This window comes from Phenylobacterium sp., assembly GCF_036402295.1.
Classification (GTDB): domain Bacteria; phylum Pseudomonadota; class Alphaproteobacteria; order Caulobacterales; family Caulobacteraceae; genus Phenylobacterium.
Map to the genome: position 1 here is coordinate 1 of NZ_DASWTE010000151.1, position 16656 is coordinate 16656.

The 16656-nt window shown below is 70.1% G+C and carries 21 protein-coding genes and 1 pseudogene; 8 read left to right on the top strand and 14 right to left on the bottom strand.

The features are described from left to right. The 3 genes and pseudogenes from VGD44_RS09475 to VGD44_RS09485 all read right to left on the bottom strand — a co-directional run. A pseudogene (locus tag VGD44_RS09475) lies at positions 1-526 on the bottom strand (hypothetical protein); the annotation flags it as partial. 30 nt (positions 527-556) lie between these two features. After that, the gene (locus VGD44_RS09480) at positions 557-1060 is read right to left on the bottom strand and encodes a YdcF family protein (RefSeq protein ID WP_331086260.1); all 504 of its coding nucleotides are present in this window, start codon (positions 1058-1060) and stop codon (positions 557-559) included. Positions 1061-1085: 25 nt separating this feature from the next. Next, entirely contained in the window at positions 1086-1400 is a 315-nt protein-coding gene (locus VGD44_RS09485; protein ID WP_331086261.1) for a hypothetical protein, read from the bottom strand. 250 nt (positions 1401-1650) lie between these two features. On the opposite strand from VGD44_RS09485, the gene VGD44_RS09490 reads away from it, so the two are divergent. From VGD44_RS09490 to VGD44_RS09505, 4 genes are read left to right on the top strand one after another with little or no spacing between them, the layout of a single operon-like run. After that, a complete protein-coding gene (locus VGD44_RS09490) occupies positions 1651-2778 on the top strand; it encodes an ABC transporter permease (protein ID WP_331086264.1) in 1128 nt (375 codons plus the stop codon). Then, a complete protein-coding gene (locus VGD44_RS09495; RefSeq protein ID WP_331086265.1) occupies positions 2775-3599 on the top strand; it encodes an ABC transporter ATP-binding protein in 825 nt (274 codons plus the stop codon). The genes VGD44_RS09490 and VGD44_RS09495 overlap by 4 nt, the downstream gene beginning before the upstream one ends. After that, positions 3599-4564, top strand: a complete 966-nt coding sequence (locus tag VGD44_RS09500) for an MlaD family protein (RefSeq protein WP_331086267.1) — start codon at positions 3599-3601, stop codon at positions 4562-4564. Before VGD44_RS09495 ends, VGD44_RS09500 begins: the two co-directional genes overlap by 1 nt. Then, complete coding sequence (locus tag VGD44_RS09505) at positions 4564-5196, top strand: ABC-type transport auxiliary lipoprotein family protein (RefSeq protein WP_331086269.1); 633 nt, start codon at positions 4564-4566, stop codon at positions 5194-5196. Before VGD44_RS09500 ends, VGD44_RS09505 begins: the two co-directional genes overlap by 1 nt. On the opposite strand, the gene folD is transcribed toward VGD44_RS09505, so the two are convergent. The 4 genes from folD to VGD44_RS09525 are packed head-to-tail and all read right to left on the bottom strand — an operon-like array spanning position 5193 to position 8194. Next, positions 5193-6083: a bifunctional methylenetetrahydrofolate dehydrogenase/methenyltetrahydrofolate cyclohydrolase FolD gene (folD, locus tag VGD44_RS09510; RefSeq protein WP_331086272.1), complete on the bottom strand. Its 891-nt coding sequence runs from the start codon at positions 6081-6083 to the stop codon at positions 5193-5195. The two genes, VGD44_RS09505 and folD, sit on opposite strands and share 4 nt — an antisense overlap. Before the next feature lie 18 nt (positions 6084-6101). Further along, positions 6102-6563: an NUDIX domain-containing protein gene (locus VGD44_RS09515; RefSeq protein WP_331086274.1), complete on the bottom strand. Its 462-nt coding sequence runs from the start codon at positions 6561-6563 to the stop codon at positions 6102-6104. After that, entirely contained in the window at positions 6563-7570 is a 1008-nt protein-coding gene (locus VGD44_RS09520; RefSeq protein WP_331086276.1) for a S1/P1 Nuclease, read from the bottom strand. Before VGD44_RS09520 ends, VGD44_RS09515 begins: the two co-directional genes overlap by 1 nt. 42 nt (positions 7571-7612) lie before the next feature. Further along, entirely contained in the window at positions 7613-8194 is a 582-nt protein-coding gene (locus VGD44_RS09525; protein WP_331086278.1) for a glutathione S-transferase family protein, read from the bottom strand. Between the two features lie 265 nt (positions 8195-8459). On the opposite strand from VGD44_RS09525, the gene VGD44_RS09530 reads away from it, so the two are divergent. Both VGD44_RS09530 and VGD44_RS09535 read left to right on the top strand, forming a co-directional pair. Continuing rightward, entirely contained in the window at positions 8460-8858 is a 399-nt protein-coding gene (locus tag VGD44_RS09530) for a 3D domain-containing protein (RefSeq protein ID WP_414694630.1), read from the top strand. Between the two features lie 152 nt (positions 8859-9010). Beyond that, positions 9011-9538, top strand: a complete 528-nt coding sequence (locus VGD44_RS09535; protein WP_331086282.1) for an AAA family ATPase — start codon at positions 9011-9013, stop codon at positions 9536-9538. Here the strand turns inward: VGD44_RS09535 and VGD44_RS09540 are convergent. The 6 genes from VGD44_RS09540 to cobA are packed head-to-tail and all read right to left on the bottom strand — an operon-like array spanning position 9535 to position 14479. Beyond that, entirely contained in the window at positions 9535-10362 is an 828-nt protein-coding gene (locus VGD44_RS09540; RefSeq protein WP_331086284.1) for a ferredoxin--NADP reductase, read from the bottom strand. The genes VGD44_RS09535 and VGD44_RS09540 overlap by 4 nt on opposite strands. An 11-nt stretch (positions 10363-10373) precedes the next feature. Next, a complete protein-coding gene (locus VGD44_RS09545) occupies positions 10374-11114 on the bottom strand; it encodes a phosphoadenylyl-sulfate reductase (RefSeq protein WP_414694631.1) in 741 nt (246 codons plus the stop codon). A gap of 5 nt (positions 11115-11119) precedes the next feature. Then, positions 11120-11626 (bottom strand): DUF934 domain-containing protein, encoded by a 507-nt coding sequence (locus VGD44_RS09550; protein WP_331086288.1) that lies wholly within the window; start codon positions 11624-11626, stop codon positions 11120-11122. After that, positions 11610-13265 carry a nitrite/sulfite reductase gene (locus VGD44_RS09555; protein WP_331086290.1) on the bottom strand — a complete coding sequence of 552 codons (1656 nt, stop codon included), beginning with the start codon at positions 13263-13265 and terminating at the stop codon, positions 11610-11612. Before VGD44_RS09555 ends, VGD44_RS09550 begins: the two co-directional genes overlap by 17 nt. A 6-nt stretch (positions 13266-13271) precedes the next feature. After that, entirely contained in the window at positions 13272-13634 is a 363-nt protein-coding gene (locus VGD44_RS09560; protein WP_331086292.1) for a DUF2849 domain-containing protein, read from the bottom strand. Further along, on the bottom strand, positions 13631-14479 hold the full coding sequence (cobA, locus tag VGD44_RS09565; RefSeq protein ID WP_331086294.1) for a uroporphyrinogen-III C-methyltransferase: 849 nt from the start codon (positions 14477-14479) through the stop codon (positions 13631-13633). The genes VGD44_RS09560 and cobA overlap by 4 nt, the downstream gene beginning before the upstream one ends. 177 nt (positions 14480-14656) lie before the next feature. Here cobA and gcvA point away from each other — a divergent pair, with 177 nt between their 5' ends. After that, positions 14657-15616 carry a transcriptional regulator GcvA gene (gcvA, locus tag VGD44_RS09570; RefSeq protein ID WP_331086296.1) on the top strand — a complete coding sequence of 320 codons (960 nt, stop codon included), beginning with the start codon at positions 14657-14659 and terminating at the stop codon, positions 15614-15616. 37 nt (positions 15617-15653) lie between these two features. Next, positions 15654-16271 (top strand): hypothetical protein, encoded by a 618-nt coding sequence (locus VGD44_RS09575; protein WP_331086298.1) that lies wholly within the window; start codon positions 15654-15656, stop codon positions 16269-16271. Here the strand turns inward: VGD44_RS09575 and VGD44_RS09580 are convergent. Further along, positions 16268-16561 (bottom strand): DUF6958 family protein, encoded by a 294-nt coding sequence (locus tag VGD44_RS09580; RefSeq protein ID WP_331086300.1) that lies wholly within the window; start codon positions 16559-16561, stop codon positions 16268-16270. The two genes, VGD44_RS09575 and VGD44_RS09580, sit on opposite strands and share 4 nt — an antisense overlap. Positions 16562-16656 lie beyond the last annotated feature (95 nt).

Genomic DNA, 16656 nt, shown 5'->3' on the forward strand with positions numbered 1-16656 from the left:
CCGTGACCGGCGGCGCGGCTGGCGCAGCGTCCTGCGCGCGGGTGAACACGTAGCCCAGGCCTGCCAGCCCGACGACGCCCACTACCGCAGCGGCGGCCCAGGCGGGCGCGGGCGACCGGCGCCGCTTCGGCTTGGCGGCCGGCGTCCGGCGCGGCGCCGTGATGATCAGGGGCTCGAGCTCGACGACACGCTCGGCGGGCGGCGGCGGCTCGACCGCGACCGGCGGAGGCGCCGCGCGCACGGCCACCGGCGGCGGATCGGCCGGGATCGGCGCGGGTTGCGGCGTCGGGGTCGGCCGCGGCGCAGCGGACAGGCCGCCCGTCGCCAGGCCCTGGAACGGGGCCGGTTCGACCGGGCGGACGTAGAGCGGCGTCACGGTCGCCGGCCGCGGCGGTTCGGGCGGCGGCTCAGGCGGTGCAGGCTCGGGCGGCGAAGCGGCCTTCGGCAGCGGCCCGACGCGGAACGGCGCCTGGGGCATCTGCGGCCAGGCGCTGTTGCGATAGGGATTCTGCGGGTCGGAAGCCATGCCCCAACCTTCCGGGCGAGTTCGTCAGCACTATGACAGAAGACGGCGCTTCTGGGCCGCGACGAGGACGACGTCGTACGGAATCGCCGGGATTTCGCGCAATCCCATGCCCAGGCGATGCCACGGATCGCCGCGCGCGCCGCCTCGCGGACCCGGCACGCTGCGCACGCCCAGCACCGCCAGCATCAGCCGGATGCGCGGCAGGTGGTAGCCGTCGCTGCAGGCGACCACGAACGGACTGCCGAGCGCCCTCGCCCGCCGCGCCGCGACCGCCACGCTCTGCAGGGTGTCGAGGCTCTCCTCGTCGGGAATCAGCCGGTCGGCCGACATGCCCTCGCGCCGCAGGATCTCGATCATCACCGAAGCCTCGGACGGCCCGACGCGACCGACGCCGCCCGAACAGACCACCGGCGCGTCCGGCCAGACGCGCGCGGCTTCCAGGCCGCAGCCGATCCGCCGCAACAGAGCCGCCGACGGCGACCCGTCGGCCCGCACGGCGGCGCCGAAGATGACGATGAGGGGCGGCGCGTCCACGCCGTCCAAAATGGGCTGTGTCGGCCTAGCCGTTCAACGGCGGATGGTAGTGGTCGATCAGGTCGCGGCGTTCCGCCTCGCGCACCGCGCGGGTCACGTTCAGCCGGGTCAGCACGGTGGCGCCCTGGAACTTCTTGCGCGCCTTCTCGAGGTCGGCGCGCCAGGTCTGGCTGGCCAGGTTGTCGGTCTCCCCCGCGTACACGACCTTCGGCCCCTCTTCCGTGAGCTCGGCGATCACGTAGTTGGCCCCCGCCGGCGGCAAGAAGCGGTTCTCCTCGAGCGGCGAGTAACGGTAGTGGGCGCCGGAGGCCCCGGCGAGGTCGATCTGGCGGGTGGTCACGTTGCTCTCCACTTCATACGCAAGCAGTTCAAATCAGGCCGGAATTGGGATGCTGTCTCGCGTGACTTGGACCAAATCTTGGCTGAGCGTGGCCGTAGGAGGCCTTGAACAGGGGCTGTCACAAGGAACAGCCTTCGCCATATGAGCGTTGGCCGCAGGGTCGCCAAGGGCTGCGGCGCCGATTCACGAAGGAGGACCCACCCGGACGACGAGGCTGGACAGCCGCCGCGGACACCGGGACAACCCACACATGGAGAAGCCGGCCGACTTCCAGGTGCTGCCCGCGACCGATCGCCCCACCGTCGCGCTTAGCGGCGATTGGACGACGCGCCAGCTGGGCGGCGCGGCCGAAGGGCTGGCGCAGGCGCTGGGCGGCCGCAAGGGAATCGCCCTCGACCTCACTGAGGTTGGGCGCATGGACACCGCCGGCGCCTATGCCGTGGTGCGGGCCGCGGGGTCGGAGTTCAGCCTGGAGCGCGTCGTCGCGCGCCCCGAATCGCGACGCCTGCTGGAACTTGTGGATAACGCCGTCCACGAAGAGCCCGTGGTGCGCCGCGAGCCGCAGGGCTTCCACAACATGGTCATCCGCATCGGCCGCGGCATGACCGACCTTCTGGCCGAGTTCCTGGATACGATGGCGTTCTTCGGCCATCTGATCGTGGTCACCGGCCGGATGCTCGCCCACCTCGCGACTGCGCCGCACCGCGTGCGCTGGGCGCCGATCTTCACCCAGATGGAGCGCGCCGGGCTGGACGCGATCCCGATCGTGGCCCTGACCACCTTCTTCATCGGCGCCGTCGTGGCCCTGCTGGGCGTCAACATGCTGCGCCAGTTCGGGGCCGAGGTGTTCGTCGTCGAGCTGATCGGCGTGGCCGTGATCCGCGAGTTCAACATCGTCATCACGGCCGTGCTTCTGGCCGGCCGCTCGGCCTCGGCCTTCGCCGCCGAACTGGGCTCGATGAAGATGCAGCAGGAAGTCGACGCCATGCAGGTGATGGGCGTCGACCCCTACGAGGCGCTGGTGCTGCCGCGGTTCATCGCCTTGCTGCTGACCATCCCGCTGCTCACCTTCGTGGCGACCCTGGCGGGCCTGGCGGGCGGTCTCCTGATCACCTGGACGGTACTGGACCTCGGGCCCACGTTCTTCCTCCAGCGGGTGGTCGACAACGTGGGCCCGAACCACTTCTACGTGGCCCTGTCGAAGGCCCCGGTGATGGCCGCCGTGGTCGCCGGCATCGGCTGCCGTCAGGGTCTCCTGGTAGGCGGCGACGTGCAGTCGCTGGGCCAGCGGGTGACCTCCGCCGTGGTCCACGCCATCTTCGCCATCATCATGCTCGATGCAGCGTTCGCGCTCCTCTACATGGAGCTCGACATATGACACTCGCAGACGCAGTCCCGGTCTCGGAGGCTTCGCCGAACGGCAACGGCCCCGCCATCGAGGTGCGGGGCCTGCGCAACCAGTTCGGCGACCACGTGGTGCACGACAACCTCGACCTGACCGTGCGGCGGGGCGAGGTGCTGGGCGTGGTGGGCGGCTCGGGCACCGGGAAGTCGGTGCTGCTCAACACCATCATCGGTCTGCGCACCCCCGACGCGGGAACCGTGAAGGTGTTCGGCCACGAGCTGCAGCGGGCGTCGCGACGGCGCTGGAGCGAGCTCGAGCGGTCGTGGGGCGTGCTGTTCCAGGGCGGCGCGCTGTTCTCGAACCTGACCGTGCGCGAGAACGTCATGGCGCCGATGTTCGAGCACACACGGCTGTCGCGCCGCGAGGCTCAGGAGCTGGCGGACCTGAAGATCTCGATGGTGGGCTTGAGGCCGGATGCGGGCGCGCTGAAGCCGGCCGAGCTGTCCGGCGGCATGAAGAAGCGCGCCGGCCTGGCGCGCGCGCTCGCGCTGGATCCCGAGCTCCTGTTCCTCGACGAGCCGACGTCGGGTCTGGATCCCATCGGCGCGGCGGCCTTCGACGAGCTCACCAGCGACCTGGCCGGCAGCCTGGGCCTGACCGTCTTCATGATCACCCACGACCTCGACTCCCTCTACGAGATCACCGACCGCGTGGCCGTGCTGGCCGACGGTCACGTGGTCGCGACGGCGCCGGTGAGGGAGCTCGAGACGTCCGACCATCCTTGGATCCGGGAGTATTTCCTGGGCCCCCGCGGCCGCGCCGCACGCGCCTGCCGCGAAGAGACGGGGAGCTGATGGAAAAGAACGCCAACTACACGCTGGTGGGCCTCTCGACGTTGATCCTGTCGGTGGCGCTGGTCGTCTTCATCGTCTGGCTGGCCCGGCTCAGCTTCGCGCGCGACTACGACCTCTACGACATCGTCTTCCAGGGCCCTGTGCGCGGCCTGAACGAGGGCGGCGAGGTGCACTTCAACGGCATCAAGGTGGGCGAGGTGCAGAAGATCGCGCTGGACCAGACCAACCCGCGCAACGTGATCGCTCGCGTCCGCGTGACCGAGGACGTGCCGATCCGCGTGGACTCGTACGCCACCCTCGAGCCGCAGGGCATCACCGGCCTGAACTATGTGCAGATCACGTCGGGCACCGGCACGCGGCCGCTCCTGAAGGAGGCCGACCAGCCGCGGTGCGAACGCCTGGGCCTGGGCCGCGAGTGCATCCCGATCATCCGCAGCCAGCGCAGCACGCTGTCCGACCTGCTGGAGGGCGGCGGCACCGTGCTGACCCGCAGCATCGAGGCGCTGGACCGCGTGAACCGCGTGCTGTCGGACGAGAACATCAAGACGTTCTCGGCGGCGGTCTCCGACGCCCAGGCGGTCACCGCCGAACTGCGCGAGCGCAAGGCGATCATCGCCGATGCCCAGGCAGCGCTGCAGCGGATCGACGTCGCCGCCGACGAGATCGGCAAGCTGTCGGCCGCGACGCGCAACGTCGTCGACGGCGACGGCAAGCGCGCCATCGCCAACCTCGCCGAGGCTGCCGAGGAGGCGCGCGCCGCGTCGAAGGACGCGCGGCAGATGATCACTCGCCTGCAGGCGCCCACCACCGACTTCGCCACCAACGGCCTGCCGCAGATCACCGCGGCCGTCATCCAGCTGCAGAGCGCGGCCGAGTCGCTGGAGCAGCTGGTGAACGAGGTCCAGTCCAGTCCCACCGGCGCCCTCGGCAAGGCGGCCGCCGAGGAAGTGAAGGTGCCCAAATGATGCGCTCGCCCCTCCTCCGCCTCGCCATTGTCGGCGCCGCGGCGCTCTCGCTGGCGGGCTGCATCTCGCTGTTGCCGAAGAGTAAGCCCGCCGACCTCTACCGCTTCGGCCAGCCGCTCTTGGCCGAGACCGTGAGTGCGCCCGTAGGCCAGATCGGCGTCTTCCGCACGAGCGCGGTGTTCCAGCGCGAGTCGGCGGGCGACCGGATCCTGACGCTCACCAACGGCAAGGCGGCCTACATCGCCGAGACCCGTTGGGTCGCACCAGCCGCGACGCTGTGGGACGAAGCGGTGCTGGCGGCGTTCGACGCCGATCCGGGTCCCGTGCGGATCATCTCGCGCGGCGAGCCGGCCTCGGCGGCCTATGTGCTGCGCCTGGACGTGCGGAACTTCGAGACCCACTACGATCGCGGCGCGAAGGCGGCCCCGACCGTGGTGGTCCGCGTGCGCGGCGCCATCACCGCCGGCTCGGGCGGCGGGCTGGTCTCCGAGCGCCTGTTCGAGAAGCGCGTGCGCGCGGCCGACAACCGGGTCAGCGCCATCGTCCCGGCCTACGACCGCGCGGTGGCCCAGCTGCTCGCCGAGGTGGTGGCCTGGACCAGCGAGAACGCGAAGCCGACGTCAGCGACCTAGGTCACGCCGGCCTGTCGCTTCGCCGCCAGGACGGTGTTGTGCAGCAGCACCGCGACGGTCATCGGCCCGACGCCCTTCGGCACAGGCGTGATCGACCCGGCCACCTGCAGGGCTTCCTTGTAGTTCACGTCGCCGACGATCTTCGTCTTGCCCGCCGCCGCCTGTTCCGGGTTGTCGAAGGGCACGCGGTTGATGCCCACGTCGATCACGCAGGCGCCGGGCTTGATCCAGTCGCCGCGGATCATCCGCGGCTGGCCGATCGCCGCCACCAGGATGTCGGCCTCGCGGCAAACCGACGGCAGGTCCACGGTGCGCGAGTGGGCCATCGTCACCGTGCAGTTCTCCGCCAGCAGCAACTGGGCGATCGGCTTGCCCACCAGCAGCGAGCGGCCCACGACCACGGCGCGCTTGCCCGTGAGGTCCCCGAGGGTGGCCTTCAGCAGGACGAGGCAGCCGGTCGGCGTGCAGGCGACCAGAGCCGGCAGGCCGGCGACCAGGCGGCCGGCGTTGACCACGTGCAGGCCGTCGACGTCCTTGTCCGGCCCGATCAGTTCGATGACGGGCTTCTCGTCGAGATGCTTCGGGAGCGGGAGCTGCACCAGAATGCCGTGGATCTTCGGGTCGCCGGCCAGGTCGCGCACCAGCGCCTCCAGCGCTTCCTGCGTCGTGTCGCCGGGCAGCAGGTGCGTGACCGAGTGCATCCCGGCCGCCTTCGACTGCTCCCCCTTGGACTTCACATAGGCCTGGGAGGCAGGATCGTCGCCGACCAGCACGACCGCCAGGCCGGGCTGCAGTCCGTGCTCGGCGCGCAGCCGCGCCACTTCCGCCGCCACGTCCGCCCGTAGGCGTTCCGCGACCGGCAGTCCTTCGATGATTTGCGCCGTCATGGGCGCGCTGCTAGCCGCTCAGGGACGCGCGCGCAATCTCAGCCATGCAGCGACGGCCCAGGCATGGGACGCGCGGTCCAGTTTCTCGACCGCCGCATGGGGCTCCACCCACACCAGGTGATGGTCGTGCTCGATCTTCCTGGCGCGGTCGATAGAGCGCATGCGGCCGGCGAAGAACGACCCGCGCGTGTTGCGGACCACGCCGTCGTTGTGGAGGAAGAAGTGGTCGGCGTGGACGAAGGGCTCGGCGTCCAGCGCCACGACGAGGCCGGCTTCCTCCCCGCACTCGCGCGCGGCCGCCTGCACCGCCGTCTCGCCCGAATCGATCCCGCCGCCCGGCAGGTCCAGCACCAGGCCGCGGCCGCGCCGCTCGACCTGCACCAGGGCCAGGCGACCGTCGTGTTCCACCACGGCGAACGCCGCCGGACGATCCGGGTACGGCCCTTCCAGGCCCGGCTCCCCGAACTGCGGCGTGGGCATCAGTCGACGCCGTAGAGCGCCGGGTACGGATCGGTCTTGCCGGACAGCACGTCCTGCACCGCCACCGGCCGCCAGCCGATCTTCACGTTGGCGCTCGCACGCCAGGCCTCGACGACCAGGTCGCGCAGCTCCGAGGCGCCCACGGCGATCCGCTCGGTGGCCATCGCCGTGCCGCGCGGGTCGCCAGGCTTGAGGCCGCCGGCCTTCTCCATCTCGTAGAACGGGATCACGAACGTGCCCGTCTGCGTGAGGTAGGCGCCGATCCGCTGCTCGATCGGGCACTCGCACGACTTGAAGGGCGTCATCTTCGCCGCGACGGCCGCCGGCTTCACCGTCGCCTGCACGAGGTCGCTCTCGAAGGGACCGTGCAGGCGCGCGGTCGAATAGCCCTTCGGATTGTGATAGTCGCCCCAGCCGTTGAAGTGGGTGGTCACGTGCAGCGGCTGGCTGCCGTCGCCCACGAAGTGCGACAGCTCGCCGATGCTCTTGAGGACCAGCGCCTCGCGGCGGATGCGGTCCTGGCGGAACCAGGCGCGGTTCTTCTTCCAGGCCGGGTTCTTCTCGGCGGCGTTCAGCACGCGCCAGTAGGCGAAGTCGGTGGTGAGCTGCTGGTAGCGGTCGATGATGGAGTACGGCAGGTAGCCGGCCTTCCACTGGTCGAGGCCGGCGGCGCGCAGCTGGGTCTCGTAGTCGGCGCGGGTGGCCGCCAGCGGCAGCATGGGCGGCCCGCCCAGGATCCTGCCCTCCTCGTCCAGGTCGACGAAGTGGCCGGCGTCGCGATCGTGATCGTGGATCTTGCCCGCGGCCTTCGACCGGTCGGGCTCGCGCGACAGTTCGGCCACGTCGAGCGCCGCCTGCTTGGTGCGCAGGAAGGCCGGGACCTCGACCGGCAGCGCGCGGATGGCCAGGTCGCCCACGATCCGGTGGCCGGTGCCGCCCCAGGCGAACAGCGAGGTGGGAACGGCGACGGCCAGGGCGGCGAGCGCGGCGACGGGAAGACGTTTCATTGCCCCGGTTTCGCGTGCCGTCCGTCCGAAGGCAAGCGGCTCTCAGCGGATGTTCAGCGCCTGCTCCACGCGGGCCACCCAGGCCTTCACGGCCGGGTAGAGATCGAGGCTGAAGCCGCCCTCGTGGCAGACACGGGTGTAGGCGACGAGGGCCACGTCGGCGAGGCTAAGCTGGTCGCCCACGAGGAACGGCGCGTCCTTCAGCGCCAGCTCCATCCGCGCCAGCGCCGAGCCGCCGCGCTCGACGAGCCGCGCCTCCAGCTCCTCGACCGGCTTGCCCAGGTAGCGCACCTGGAAGCGGGCGACGGCGACGTAGGGCTCGTGGCTGTACTGCTCCCAGAACAGCCATTCGAGCATGCGGGCCCGGTCGTAGGCGTCCTTCGGGATCAGCGACGAGCCTTCGGCCAGGTACAGGATGATGGCGTTGGATTGGGCCATTGCGCGGCCGTCATCGAGCACCACGACAGGCACCTGGCCGGCCGGATTCATCGCCAGGAAGTCGGGCGTCCGCGACTCGCCCTGCATGATGTCGGTCTCGATCCATTCGTAGGATCGGCCCAGGAAATCGGCCGTCCAGCTCACCTTCAGGCAGTTTCCGGACTTGCTGTCCCCATAGATTTTCATGCACCGCTCCAGATTTCCGGGCACGGCATTGGGCAATTTCCTCTCGGCGGGCAAGCGATCCCGTCTAACCCGAACTGTTAGGAAAGCTCACAGGTTGCGGCAAAGCGCCCTTCCGGGGTTGCCCCGGCGGAGCTCAGCCGGTACGACTCCGGGCACCAGTTCAACGACGAAGGAGGACGCCGTCTTGCGACGCCGCCTCGCCGCCCTGGCAGTACTTTTTGCCCTCGGCATCGCCTCAAATGCGCAAGCTGCGCAGAACGATCCGGTGGGTGACCTCATCTCCTCGGTCATCTCGGGGGCCCTCCCCGGCACCGGCGTCTTCAACGTGAAGGCGACGCTCTATCATGCCGGCGCCAAGGGCGTGGGCGTGCTGGACAGCCTCGGCTGCAAGGTCGTGCCGATGCGCACCCTGGCGGTGGACAAGAACATCATCCCGCGCCGCACCGTGGTCTTCATCAAGGAGACCGTGGGCCTGCGGATGCCGAACGGCGAGAGCCACGACGGCTACTGGTACGCCTCCGACGTCGGCGGCGCGATCAAGGGCCAGCGCATCGACCTCTATACGGGCCACGGCGCCGCTTCGATGAAGCCGATGCAGAAGCTGAGTCTCGCGACCCTGACGGCCGTGAAGGTCGGCCAGTTCCAGGGCTGCCCGCCGAACTAGGCGCGAAGCGCCGTTCCCTCCCCTCCGGGGAGCGTGGCGAGCGAAGCGAGGCGGGTGGGGTAGAGCGATCCTCACGGACGTCGGCGCTCCGGCCCACACTTCCCACCCCGGTCGCTACGCGGCCTGCTCCTCCCCGGAGGGGAGGGAAATCAATGCACAAACCGAACTTCTTCGTCTTTACCGGCGGTGGCGGGACCGGGAAGACGGCGGTCATCGAGCACCTGCGGGCCGCGGGTGAGCTCACCGTCGCCGAGAACATCCGCGCGGTGATCCGGGAACAGGTGGACGCCGGGGCTCGCGGCGTGCCGTGGCTCGACGCCAAGGCCTGCCGCGACCTCACCACGGAGCGCGACATCGCTGACTTCGACCGGCTGGCGGGCGAGACCGACCGCGTCTTCTTCGACCGGGGCCTGATGGACATGTACGGCGCGAACGGCGTCCCACCGTCGGCGGAGTTGATCGAGGCCATCCGGACGCGGCGCTACAACACGCGCGTGTTCGTCTTCCCGCCTTGGCAGGAGATCTACGGGACCGACACGGAGCGCTGGGAAGACTGGTCGCGCATGGAGGCGGTGTTCGACCAGATCCTGCGCACCCTGCCCGAGCTCGGCTACGAGCCGGTGGTCGTGCCGAAGGCGAGTGTCGAAGAGCGCGCCGCGTTCGTCCTCGCCCGGACCTAGGTCTCGACGAACGCCTTCTCGAGCACGAAGTCGCCGGGCTGGGCGAGCGAGCCCTCGACATAGCCGCGGTCGAGCAGCTGCTGCTTCAGGTCGACCAGCACGGACGGGCCGCCGCACAGCATGACGCGGTCCTCGGCCGGGTCGAACGGCGGCAGGCCGAGGTCGCGGAAGAGCTGCCCCGACTCGATCAGGTCGGTGATCCGGCCCTTGGTTCGGAACTCCTCGCGGGTGACCGTCGGGTAGTACTTCAGCTTGTCGCCGATCAGCTCGGACAGGATCTCGTCTTCTTTGAGGTCCTTCTCGAACAGTTCCGCGTAGTTCAGGTCCTGGACCTCGCGCACGGTATGGGTGACCACCACCGTCTCGAAGCGGTCGTAGACCTCGGGGTCGCGGGCCAGCGAGAGCCAGGGCGCAAGGCCGGTGCCGGTGCCCAGCATATAGAGGCGCTTGCCCGGCTTCAGGCCGTCCAGCACCAGGGTGCCGGTGGGCTTGCGGCCGATCAGGACCTGGTCGCCCACCTTGATGTTCTGCAGGCGCGAGGTCAGCGGACCGTCCGGCACCTTGATGGAGTAGAACTCCAGCTCCTCGTGCCACGAGGGCGAGGCGATGGAGTAGGCGCGCACCAGCGGCTTGCCGTCTTCCTTCTGCAGCCCGACCATCACGAACTGGCCGCTCGAGAAACGGAGCGCCGGGTCCCGCGTGGTGCGGAACGAGAACAGGCTGGGGGTCCAATGCTGGACCCACGTCACCGTCTCGACGAAGAAGGCGCCGGACGCCTTGAGGGCCGGACCGGCGGCCGGCTGAACCAGGGACACGTCGTTCATTCCTGAATGCCTTAGATGTCGCCGCCGACGTTGTTGGGCGTCCCCGGCGCACGCGCCACATGGATGCCGCACTCGGTCTTGTCCATCCCCTTCCAGCGGCCGGCGCGGACGTCCTCGCCGTCTTCGGCCGGCTGGGTGCAGGGCCAGCAGCCGATGGAGGGGAAGCCCTGGGCCACCAGGGGATGGGCGGGCAGGTCGTGCTCGGCCGCATAGGCGTCGAGGTCGGCCTTGTCCCAGTTGGCGAGCGGGTTGAACTTCACCTGGCCGTCGGCCTGTTCGACCACCGGCAGGTTCAGCCGGTCGCCGCCGTGGAAGCGCTTGCGGCCGGTGATCCAGGCGTCGAACTCCGCCAACGCACGGTCCAGCGGCAGCACCTTGCGGATGTGGCAGCAGGCGTCGGTGTCGGTCTGCCACAGCTTGGCCTGCGGGTCGCCCGTGGCCAGGTCGTGGTACTGGGGCCGCAGGTCGCGGACGTTGGTCAGGCCCAGGCGCTCGGCGAGCTGCTTGCGGTAGTCCAGCGTCTGGCCGAACAGCATGCCGGTGTCGAGGAACAGCACCGGGATGTCCGGCTTCACCTTGGCGGCGATGTCGAGCAGCACCGCCGACTCCGCCCCGAAGGACGAGACCAGGGCCAGCTTGTCGCCGAAGCTCTCGACGGCGGCTTCCAGGATGGTGCGCGGATGCGCGCGACGCAGTTCCGCGTCCAGACGGAGGGCCAGCGCGCCCTCGTGGTCAACGCTGTCGTAGGCCAAGCTCATCACTCCCGCTCCGCGAACGCCGGCGTACGGCCGTCGGCGGACCTCTGGTAGACGTGGCGGTAGCGGCGGATGGCCGCCTGCCACTCGTTGGCGCTGGCGTCGTCGGCGGGCTCGAAAGCGTCGAACCCGACCCGGGCCATGAAGCCCGCCTGCTCGCGCAGGACATCCCCGACAGCGCGGACCTGGCCCTTGAAACCGTACCGCTCCCGCGCGAGGCGGGCGTTCGTATAGGCGCGCCCGTCGCGGTACTTCGGGAACGCCAGAGCGACGAGACCCACGGTCGCCAGGCGCGGCAGATCGTAGGCCAGAGCCTCGACCTCCTCGTGCGCCTCGAGGCGCACGCCCACGCGGCGGCCGTCCGACAGGAGAGCGTCGCCCTCCTGCTGGAAGCGGGTCAGCGAGATGATCACGTCGCCGGGCGGCAGCGCCTCGTCGTCGGCGACGTGGGTGAAGGGGTCGTCGATCCCGCGGCAGACGCCGTCCTTCAGCTCAATGAGCGTCGGCATAGACGGCCTCCTTGAAGGGGTTCACGCCGGTGCGGCGGAAGGTGTCGAGGAAGCGCTCGCCGTCCTGGCGTTCGCGCAGGTAGACGTCGACCAGGGTGTCGACCGCGTCGGCGACCTTGTCGTAGGGCAGCGCCGGTCCCAGCATCGAGCCCACGGCCGCGTCCTCGGCGCCCGAGCCGCCCAGGGTGAGCTGGTAGAACTCCTCGCCCTTCTTATCGACGCCCAGGATGCCGATGTGGCCCACGTGGTGGTGGCCGCAGGCGTTGATGCAGCCCGAGATCTTGATCTTGAGCTCGCCCACCTTCTCGGCGCGATCCTGGTCCTTGAACTTGGCCGCGATGTGCTGGGCGATCGGGATCGCCCGGGCGTTGGCCAGCGCGCAGTAGTCCAGGCCAGGGCAGGCGATGATGTCGCTGACCAGGTTGATGTTCGGCGTGGCGATGCCGGCTTCCGAGAGCGCCGCCCAGACCGCCGGCACGTCGTCCAGCTTCACGTGCGGCAGGACCAGGTTCTGCTCGTGGGTGACGCGGATGTCGCCCAGGCCGTACTTCTCGCCCAGGTCGGCGACGACCTCCATCTGCTCGGAGGTGGCGTCGCCGGGCGTGTCGCCGATGCCCTTGAGGCTGATCTCGACGATGCCGTAGCCGGGCCGCTTGTGGGGCTTCAGGTTGTTGCGCACGAAGCGCGCGAAGGCCGGGTTCGAGGCCTTGGCCGTCTCGAACGCCTCGGACTGCGCCGGCAGGGTCTCGAAGGCCGTCGCAGCGAACGCGCCGCGGATGCGGGCGAGCTCGGTGTCGGGCAGGTCCGCGTCCTCGCCGATCTTGGCCCACTCGGCCTCAACCTGCTTGGCGAACTCCTCCTTGCCGAGGGCGGCGACCAGGATCTTGATCCGCGCCTTGTAGATGTTGTCCCGGCGACCGTGGCGGTTGTACACGCGCAGGATCGCTTCCAGGTACGAGAGCAGCCGGTTCACCGGCAGGAACTCGCGGATGGTCGGACCCACGTAGGGCGTCCGGCCCATGCCGCCGCCGAAGATCACCTCGAAGCCCAGCGACCCGTCGCGGGCGCGCCGCAGCATCAGGCCGATGTCGTGCACCTTGGCCGCCGTGCGGTCCTTGGGCGCCGCAGTGATGGCGATCTTGAACTTGCGCGGCAGGAACGAGAACTCGGGGTGGAAGGTCGACCACTGGCGGATCGCCTCGGCCCACACCCGCGGATCGTCGACTTCTTCCGCCGTCGCGCCGGCGTAGGGGTCGGCGGTGACGTTGCGGATGCAGTTCCCGGAGGTCTGGATGGCGTGCATGTCGACGCTGGCCAGGTGGTCCAGGATGTCGGGCGTGTCGGCCAGCTTGATCCAGTGGAACTGCAGGTTCGTGCGCGTGGTGAAGTGGCCGTAGCCCTTGTCGTAGGTGCGGCCGATCCAGGCCAGCTTGCGCAGCTGGGTGGGGTTCAGCGAGCCGTACGGGATCGCCACCCGCAGCATGTAGGCGTGGAGCTGTAGGTAGAGGCCGTTCATCAGCCGCAGCGGCTTGAACTGGTCTTCGGTGAGCTCGCCGGACAGACGCCGCGCCACCTGCCCACGGAATTCCGTGGAGCGGTCGGCCAGCATCTGCTTGTCGATGGCGTCGTACTGGTACATCGGCCCTTACTTCCGCTTGATCAGGTTGACGCGGCCGGTGGAGCGGGCCGCGCCGTGGGCGTGCTGCAGCGCCTCGATCACCGCCCCGCCCTCGGCCTGCTTGCCGTGGTGGAGGTGGTTGGAGGGGCCGAGCGCGCGGATGCGCTCGCGGTAGCTGAGGGGCGCCCAGAGGCCTTCGGATTCGACGAGGTCGATCAGATAGGCGTCGACCACCGTCGTCGCCTGCTCCTTGCCCTTGCCCTCGGCCTCGACGGCGGCCGGGTCCTCGTCGGTCCACAGTTCGGCGTCGGCGAAGCGGGTGACCCACTGGCCGGACTTCCAGAAGACGACCTCGCCGTCGGTCAGGCGGTTGGCGGTCAGCGCCTTCATGCGCGGGCCTCCTGGATGAGCGTTTCGACTTGGGCGGAGCCTTCGCCGGCCAACTCCTGGCTGGAATGGGCCAGCGCCATGGCCTCGCCCACGATCAGCAGCGCCGGGCCGGACAGGCCCGCCGCCGCCTCGGCCAGGCCGGCCAGGCTGGTGACGATGCGGCGCTCGTCGGCGCGGCTGGCGTTCTCGACGATCAGGGCCGGGGTGGAGCCCGCGCGGCCGGCGCCCATCAGGCGCGCGGCGATCGGGGCGGCCATCGACAGGCCCATGTAGATCACGACGGTCTGGTTGGCCTTGGCCAGGCTCTCCCAGTCCAGGTCGGGCTCGCCGCCCCTGGCCGCGTGGCCGGTGACGAAGGTGACCGCCTGGGCCGAGCCGCGGTGGGTCAAGGGCGCGCCGGCCGAGGCGCCGGCCGCCAGGGCCGCGGTCACGCCGGGCACGATCAGGCATTCGACGCCGGCCTCGCGGCAGGCTTCCAGTTCCTCGCCGCCGCGGCCGAAGATGAACGGGTCGCCGCCCTTGAGCCGCACCACGTTCAGGCCCTCGAGCGCGAAGGCCACCAGCATGCGGTTGATCTCGTCCTGGCTGTAGGAGTGGCGCGACTTGCGCTTGGCGACGCTGATCCGCCGGGCCGAGGCCGGGGCCAGGTCGAGGATCTCGTCGGAGACCAGGCCGTCATGGACCACCACCTCGGCCGCCTGCAGCGCCTTCAACGCCTTGATGGTCAGGAGTTCGGGGTCGCCGGGACCGGCGCCCACCAGCCACACACGGCCCGGACCGCGCGACTTGCGCGCCCCGCCCAGCACCACCAGGCGGTCGGTCGGCTTTCCGCGATTGTGGCCCATGTTTAGCTTCTCTAACGACACGCGGCCCTTCAAATCAGGACGGGGCGGACTCACGCCCGCCCCGCCGACCGCCCACTGGTGAAAAGGGCCGATACACCAGCGGACGCTTGCAATAAGGGCGTCGAGGGGCCAATTCGCAACCCGAGGACTTCTGCCGGGCCTGTCAGAGATTCTAGGATGGATCAGCGCAACACCCAGCGACGCCGGCTACCGCCGCTCAACGCCCTTCGGGCGTTCGAGGCCGCTGCGCGCCACCTGAACTTCAGCCGCGCCGCCGACGAGCTCTCGGTCACGCCCGGCGCCGTCAGCCAGCAGATCCAGAACCTCGAGGACTACGTCGGCGCGGCCCTCTTCAAGCGCACGCCCAAGGGGCTGCTGCTCACCGACGCCGCGCAAACCGCCCTGCCCGCGCTGCGCGAAGCCTTCGACCGGCTGGCCGAGGCCGCCAGTCTGTTGACCGCCGCCGTCGACGGCCGCCGCCTGACCATCACCGCCCCGCCCTCGTTCGCGGCCAAGTGGCTGGTGCCGCGGCTGGGCGCGTTCGAGCGGGCGCATCCGCAGGTGGACGTATGGCTTTCGGCCGGCATGGAGCTGGTGGACCTGACCGCCGGCGAGGTGGACCTCGCCATCCGCTATGGCGCCGGGCGCTACCCCGGCCTCGAGGTCAAGCGGCTGGTGGGCGAGATGGTGCTGCCGGTGGTGAGCCCCGAGCTCCTGGCCCAGCAGCCGCTCGATACGCCCGAGGACCTGGCCAAGCACGTGCTGCTGCATGACGGTTCGCCCGAGATCGACGATTCCTGCCCGGACTGGCCCATGTGGCTGGCGGCGCGGGGCCTCCGCGGCATCGACGGGCATCGCGGCCCGCGCTTCAACCAGTCCAGCCTGGTGATCGAGGCCGCCGCCAACGGCCGCGGCGTGGCGCTGGCCAAGCGCACCCTGGCCCAGGCCGACCTGGATTCGGGACGCCTGGTGGCGCCCTTGCAGATCGCCACGGCCGTCGACTTCGCCTATTACGTCGTCCATCCCAAGGCCAAGGGACGGCTCCCGCAGGTCAAGGCCTTCATCGGCTGGATCGAGGCGGAAGCGCAGGCGCACGAAGAGGCGCTGCGAGCCATCGACAATGGCGCCGGGATTTAGGGGGCACGCCCAGAGTTTGAAGTTCGCAGGAGTCCTATTGGCGGCCTTCCTTGCTGCGGCCTCGCCGGTGTCGGCGCAGGAACCGCAGAGTCCCTATGTTCAGCGCCTGCGGATGCTGGCGCAGCTCCAGACCCTGAATGCGGATCTGCTCAGCCGCGACAGCGCCACCGCGGTGCTGCAGTCGCTGTGCAACCGCCGCGAGCCGGACGCGCCGCGCATCCGGGCCCGCCGCGTCGAGGCGCCCGACAACCCGCAGGCGGCGAACGCCGCGCGTCGTCAGCTGGGCGCCGCCGCCAATGAAGCCATCCGCCTGCGCCGGGTCGAGCTGATGTGCGGCGAGACGGTGCTGTCGCGGGCCGACAACTGGTACCTGCCCGACCGCCTGACCGCCGATATGAACTCGATGCTCAACACCACCGAGACGCCGTTCGGCGTGGTGGTGGCGCCGCTGCGTTTCCAGCGCCGGACCCTGTCGTCGCGGCTGTTGTTCAATCCGCTTCCGCCGGGCTGGGAAGCCCACGGCGAACTCGCGTTCGAAGGCCCGGCCACGCCGCCAGCGCAGGTGCTGCAGCACCGCGCGGTGCTGCAGACGCCGGACGGCCGGCCGTTCAGCCTGTTGGTCGAGACCTACACCGACCGGGTGCTGATTCCCTAGGTGCGCCGCCAGCGCAGCGGCTTGCCGTGGCGCACGATCAGGCCCTTGGCCTCCAGGTCGAGCTGGACGCACTTCAGCCACCAGCCCGCGGTGTCGCCGCCGGGGAACAGCGCCTCGGGCAGGTGCGGGAGCACCGCCGCCTTCAGCTCGGAATAGGACAGGCCGGGCTCGGCGGCCGGCAGCGCCGCCAGCATGGGCTTGCGGACGGCCTCGTACTTGTCGCGGTTCACCGGTCGGGCGCCGCTGCCCGGGCTGGTGAAGTTCTCGACGAGGATGGTCTCGGCTTTCATGTCGCCTCCGGATTCGAACCTGCCTTAGGACGAACGGGCCCGGCCCTTTTCGACATTCGCCCTGCGGGAATTCGTGTCCGGACACGAAATTGCTG

What these genes read in the sequence shown, in the direction of transcription:
- VGD44_RS09490 (WP_331086264.1), top strand. Translation starts at nt 1,651, where the DNA reads ATGGAGAAGCCGGCCGACTTCCAGGTGCTGCCCGCGACCGATCGCCCC.
- VGD44_RS09495 (WP_331086265.1), top strand. Translation starts at nt 2,775, where the DNA reads ATGACACTCGCAGACGCAGTCCCGGTCTCGGAGGCTTCGCCGAACGGC.
- VGD44_RS09500 (WP_331086267.1), top strand. Translation starts at nt 3,599, where the DNA reads ATGGAAAAGAACGCCAACTACACGCTGGTGGGCCTCTCGACGTTGATC.
- VGD44_RS09505 (WP_331086269.1), top strand. Translation starts at nt 4,564, where the DNA reads ATGCGCTCGCCCCTCCTCCGCCTCGCCATTGTCGGCGCCGCGGCGCTC.
- folD (WP_331086272.1), bottom strand. Translation starts at nt 6,083, where the DNA reads ATGACGGCGCAAATCATCGAAGGACTGCCGGTCGCGGAACGCCTACGG.
- VGD44_RS09515 (WP_331086274.1), bottom strand. Translation starts at nt 6,563, where the DNA reads ATGCCCACGCCGCAGTTCGGGGAGCCGGGCCTGGAAGGGCCGTACCCG.
- VGD44_RS09520 (WP_331086276.1), bottom strand. Translation starts at nt 7,570, where the DNA reads ATGAAACGTCTTCCCGTCGCCGCGCTCGCCGCCCTGGCCGTCGCCGTT.
- VGD44_RS09525 (WP_331086278.1), bottom strand. Translation starts at nt 8,194, where the DNA reads ATGAAAATCTATGGGGACAGCAAGTCCGGAAACTGCCTGAAGGTGAGC.
- VGD44_RS09535 (WP_331086282.1), top strand. Translation starts at nt 9,011, where the DNA reads ATGCACAAACCGAACTTCTTCGTCTTTACCGGCGGTGGCGGGACCGGG.
- VGD44_RS09540 (WP_331086284.1), bottom strand. Translation starts at nt 10,362, where the DNA reads ATGAACGACGTGTCCCTGGTTCAGCCGGCCGCCGGTCCGGCCCTCAAG.
- VGD44_RS09550 (WP_331086288.1), bottom strand. Translation starts at nt 11,626, where the DNA reads ATGCCGACGCTCATTGAGCTGAAGGACGGCGTCTGCCGCGGGATCGAC.
- VGD44_RS09555 (WP_331086290.1), bottom strand. Translation starts at nt 13,265, where the DNA reads ATGTACCAGTACGACGCCATCGACAAGCAGATGCTGGCCGACCGCTCC.
- VGD44_RS09560 (WP_331086292.1), bottom strand. Translation starts at nt 13,634, where the DNA reads ATGAAGGCGCTGACCGCCAACCGCCTGACCGACGGCGAGGTCGTCTTC.
- cobA (WP_331086294.1), bottom strand. Translation starts at nt 14,479, where the DNA reads ATGGGCCACAATCGCGGAAAGCCGACCGACCGCCTGGTGGTGCTGGGC.
- gcvA (WP_331086296.1), top strand. Translation starts at nt 14,657, where the DNA reads ATGGATCAGCGCAACACCCAGCGACGCCGGCTACCGCCGCTCAACGCC.
- VGD44_RS09580 (WP_331086300.1), bottom strand. Translation starts at nt 16,561, where the DNA reads ATGAAAGCCGAGACCATCCTCGTCGAGAACTTCACCAGCCCGGGCAGC.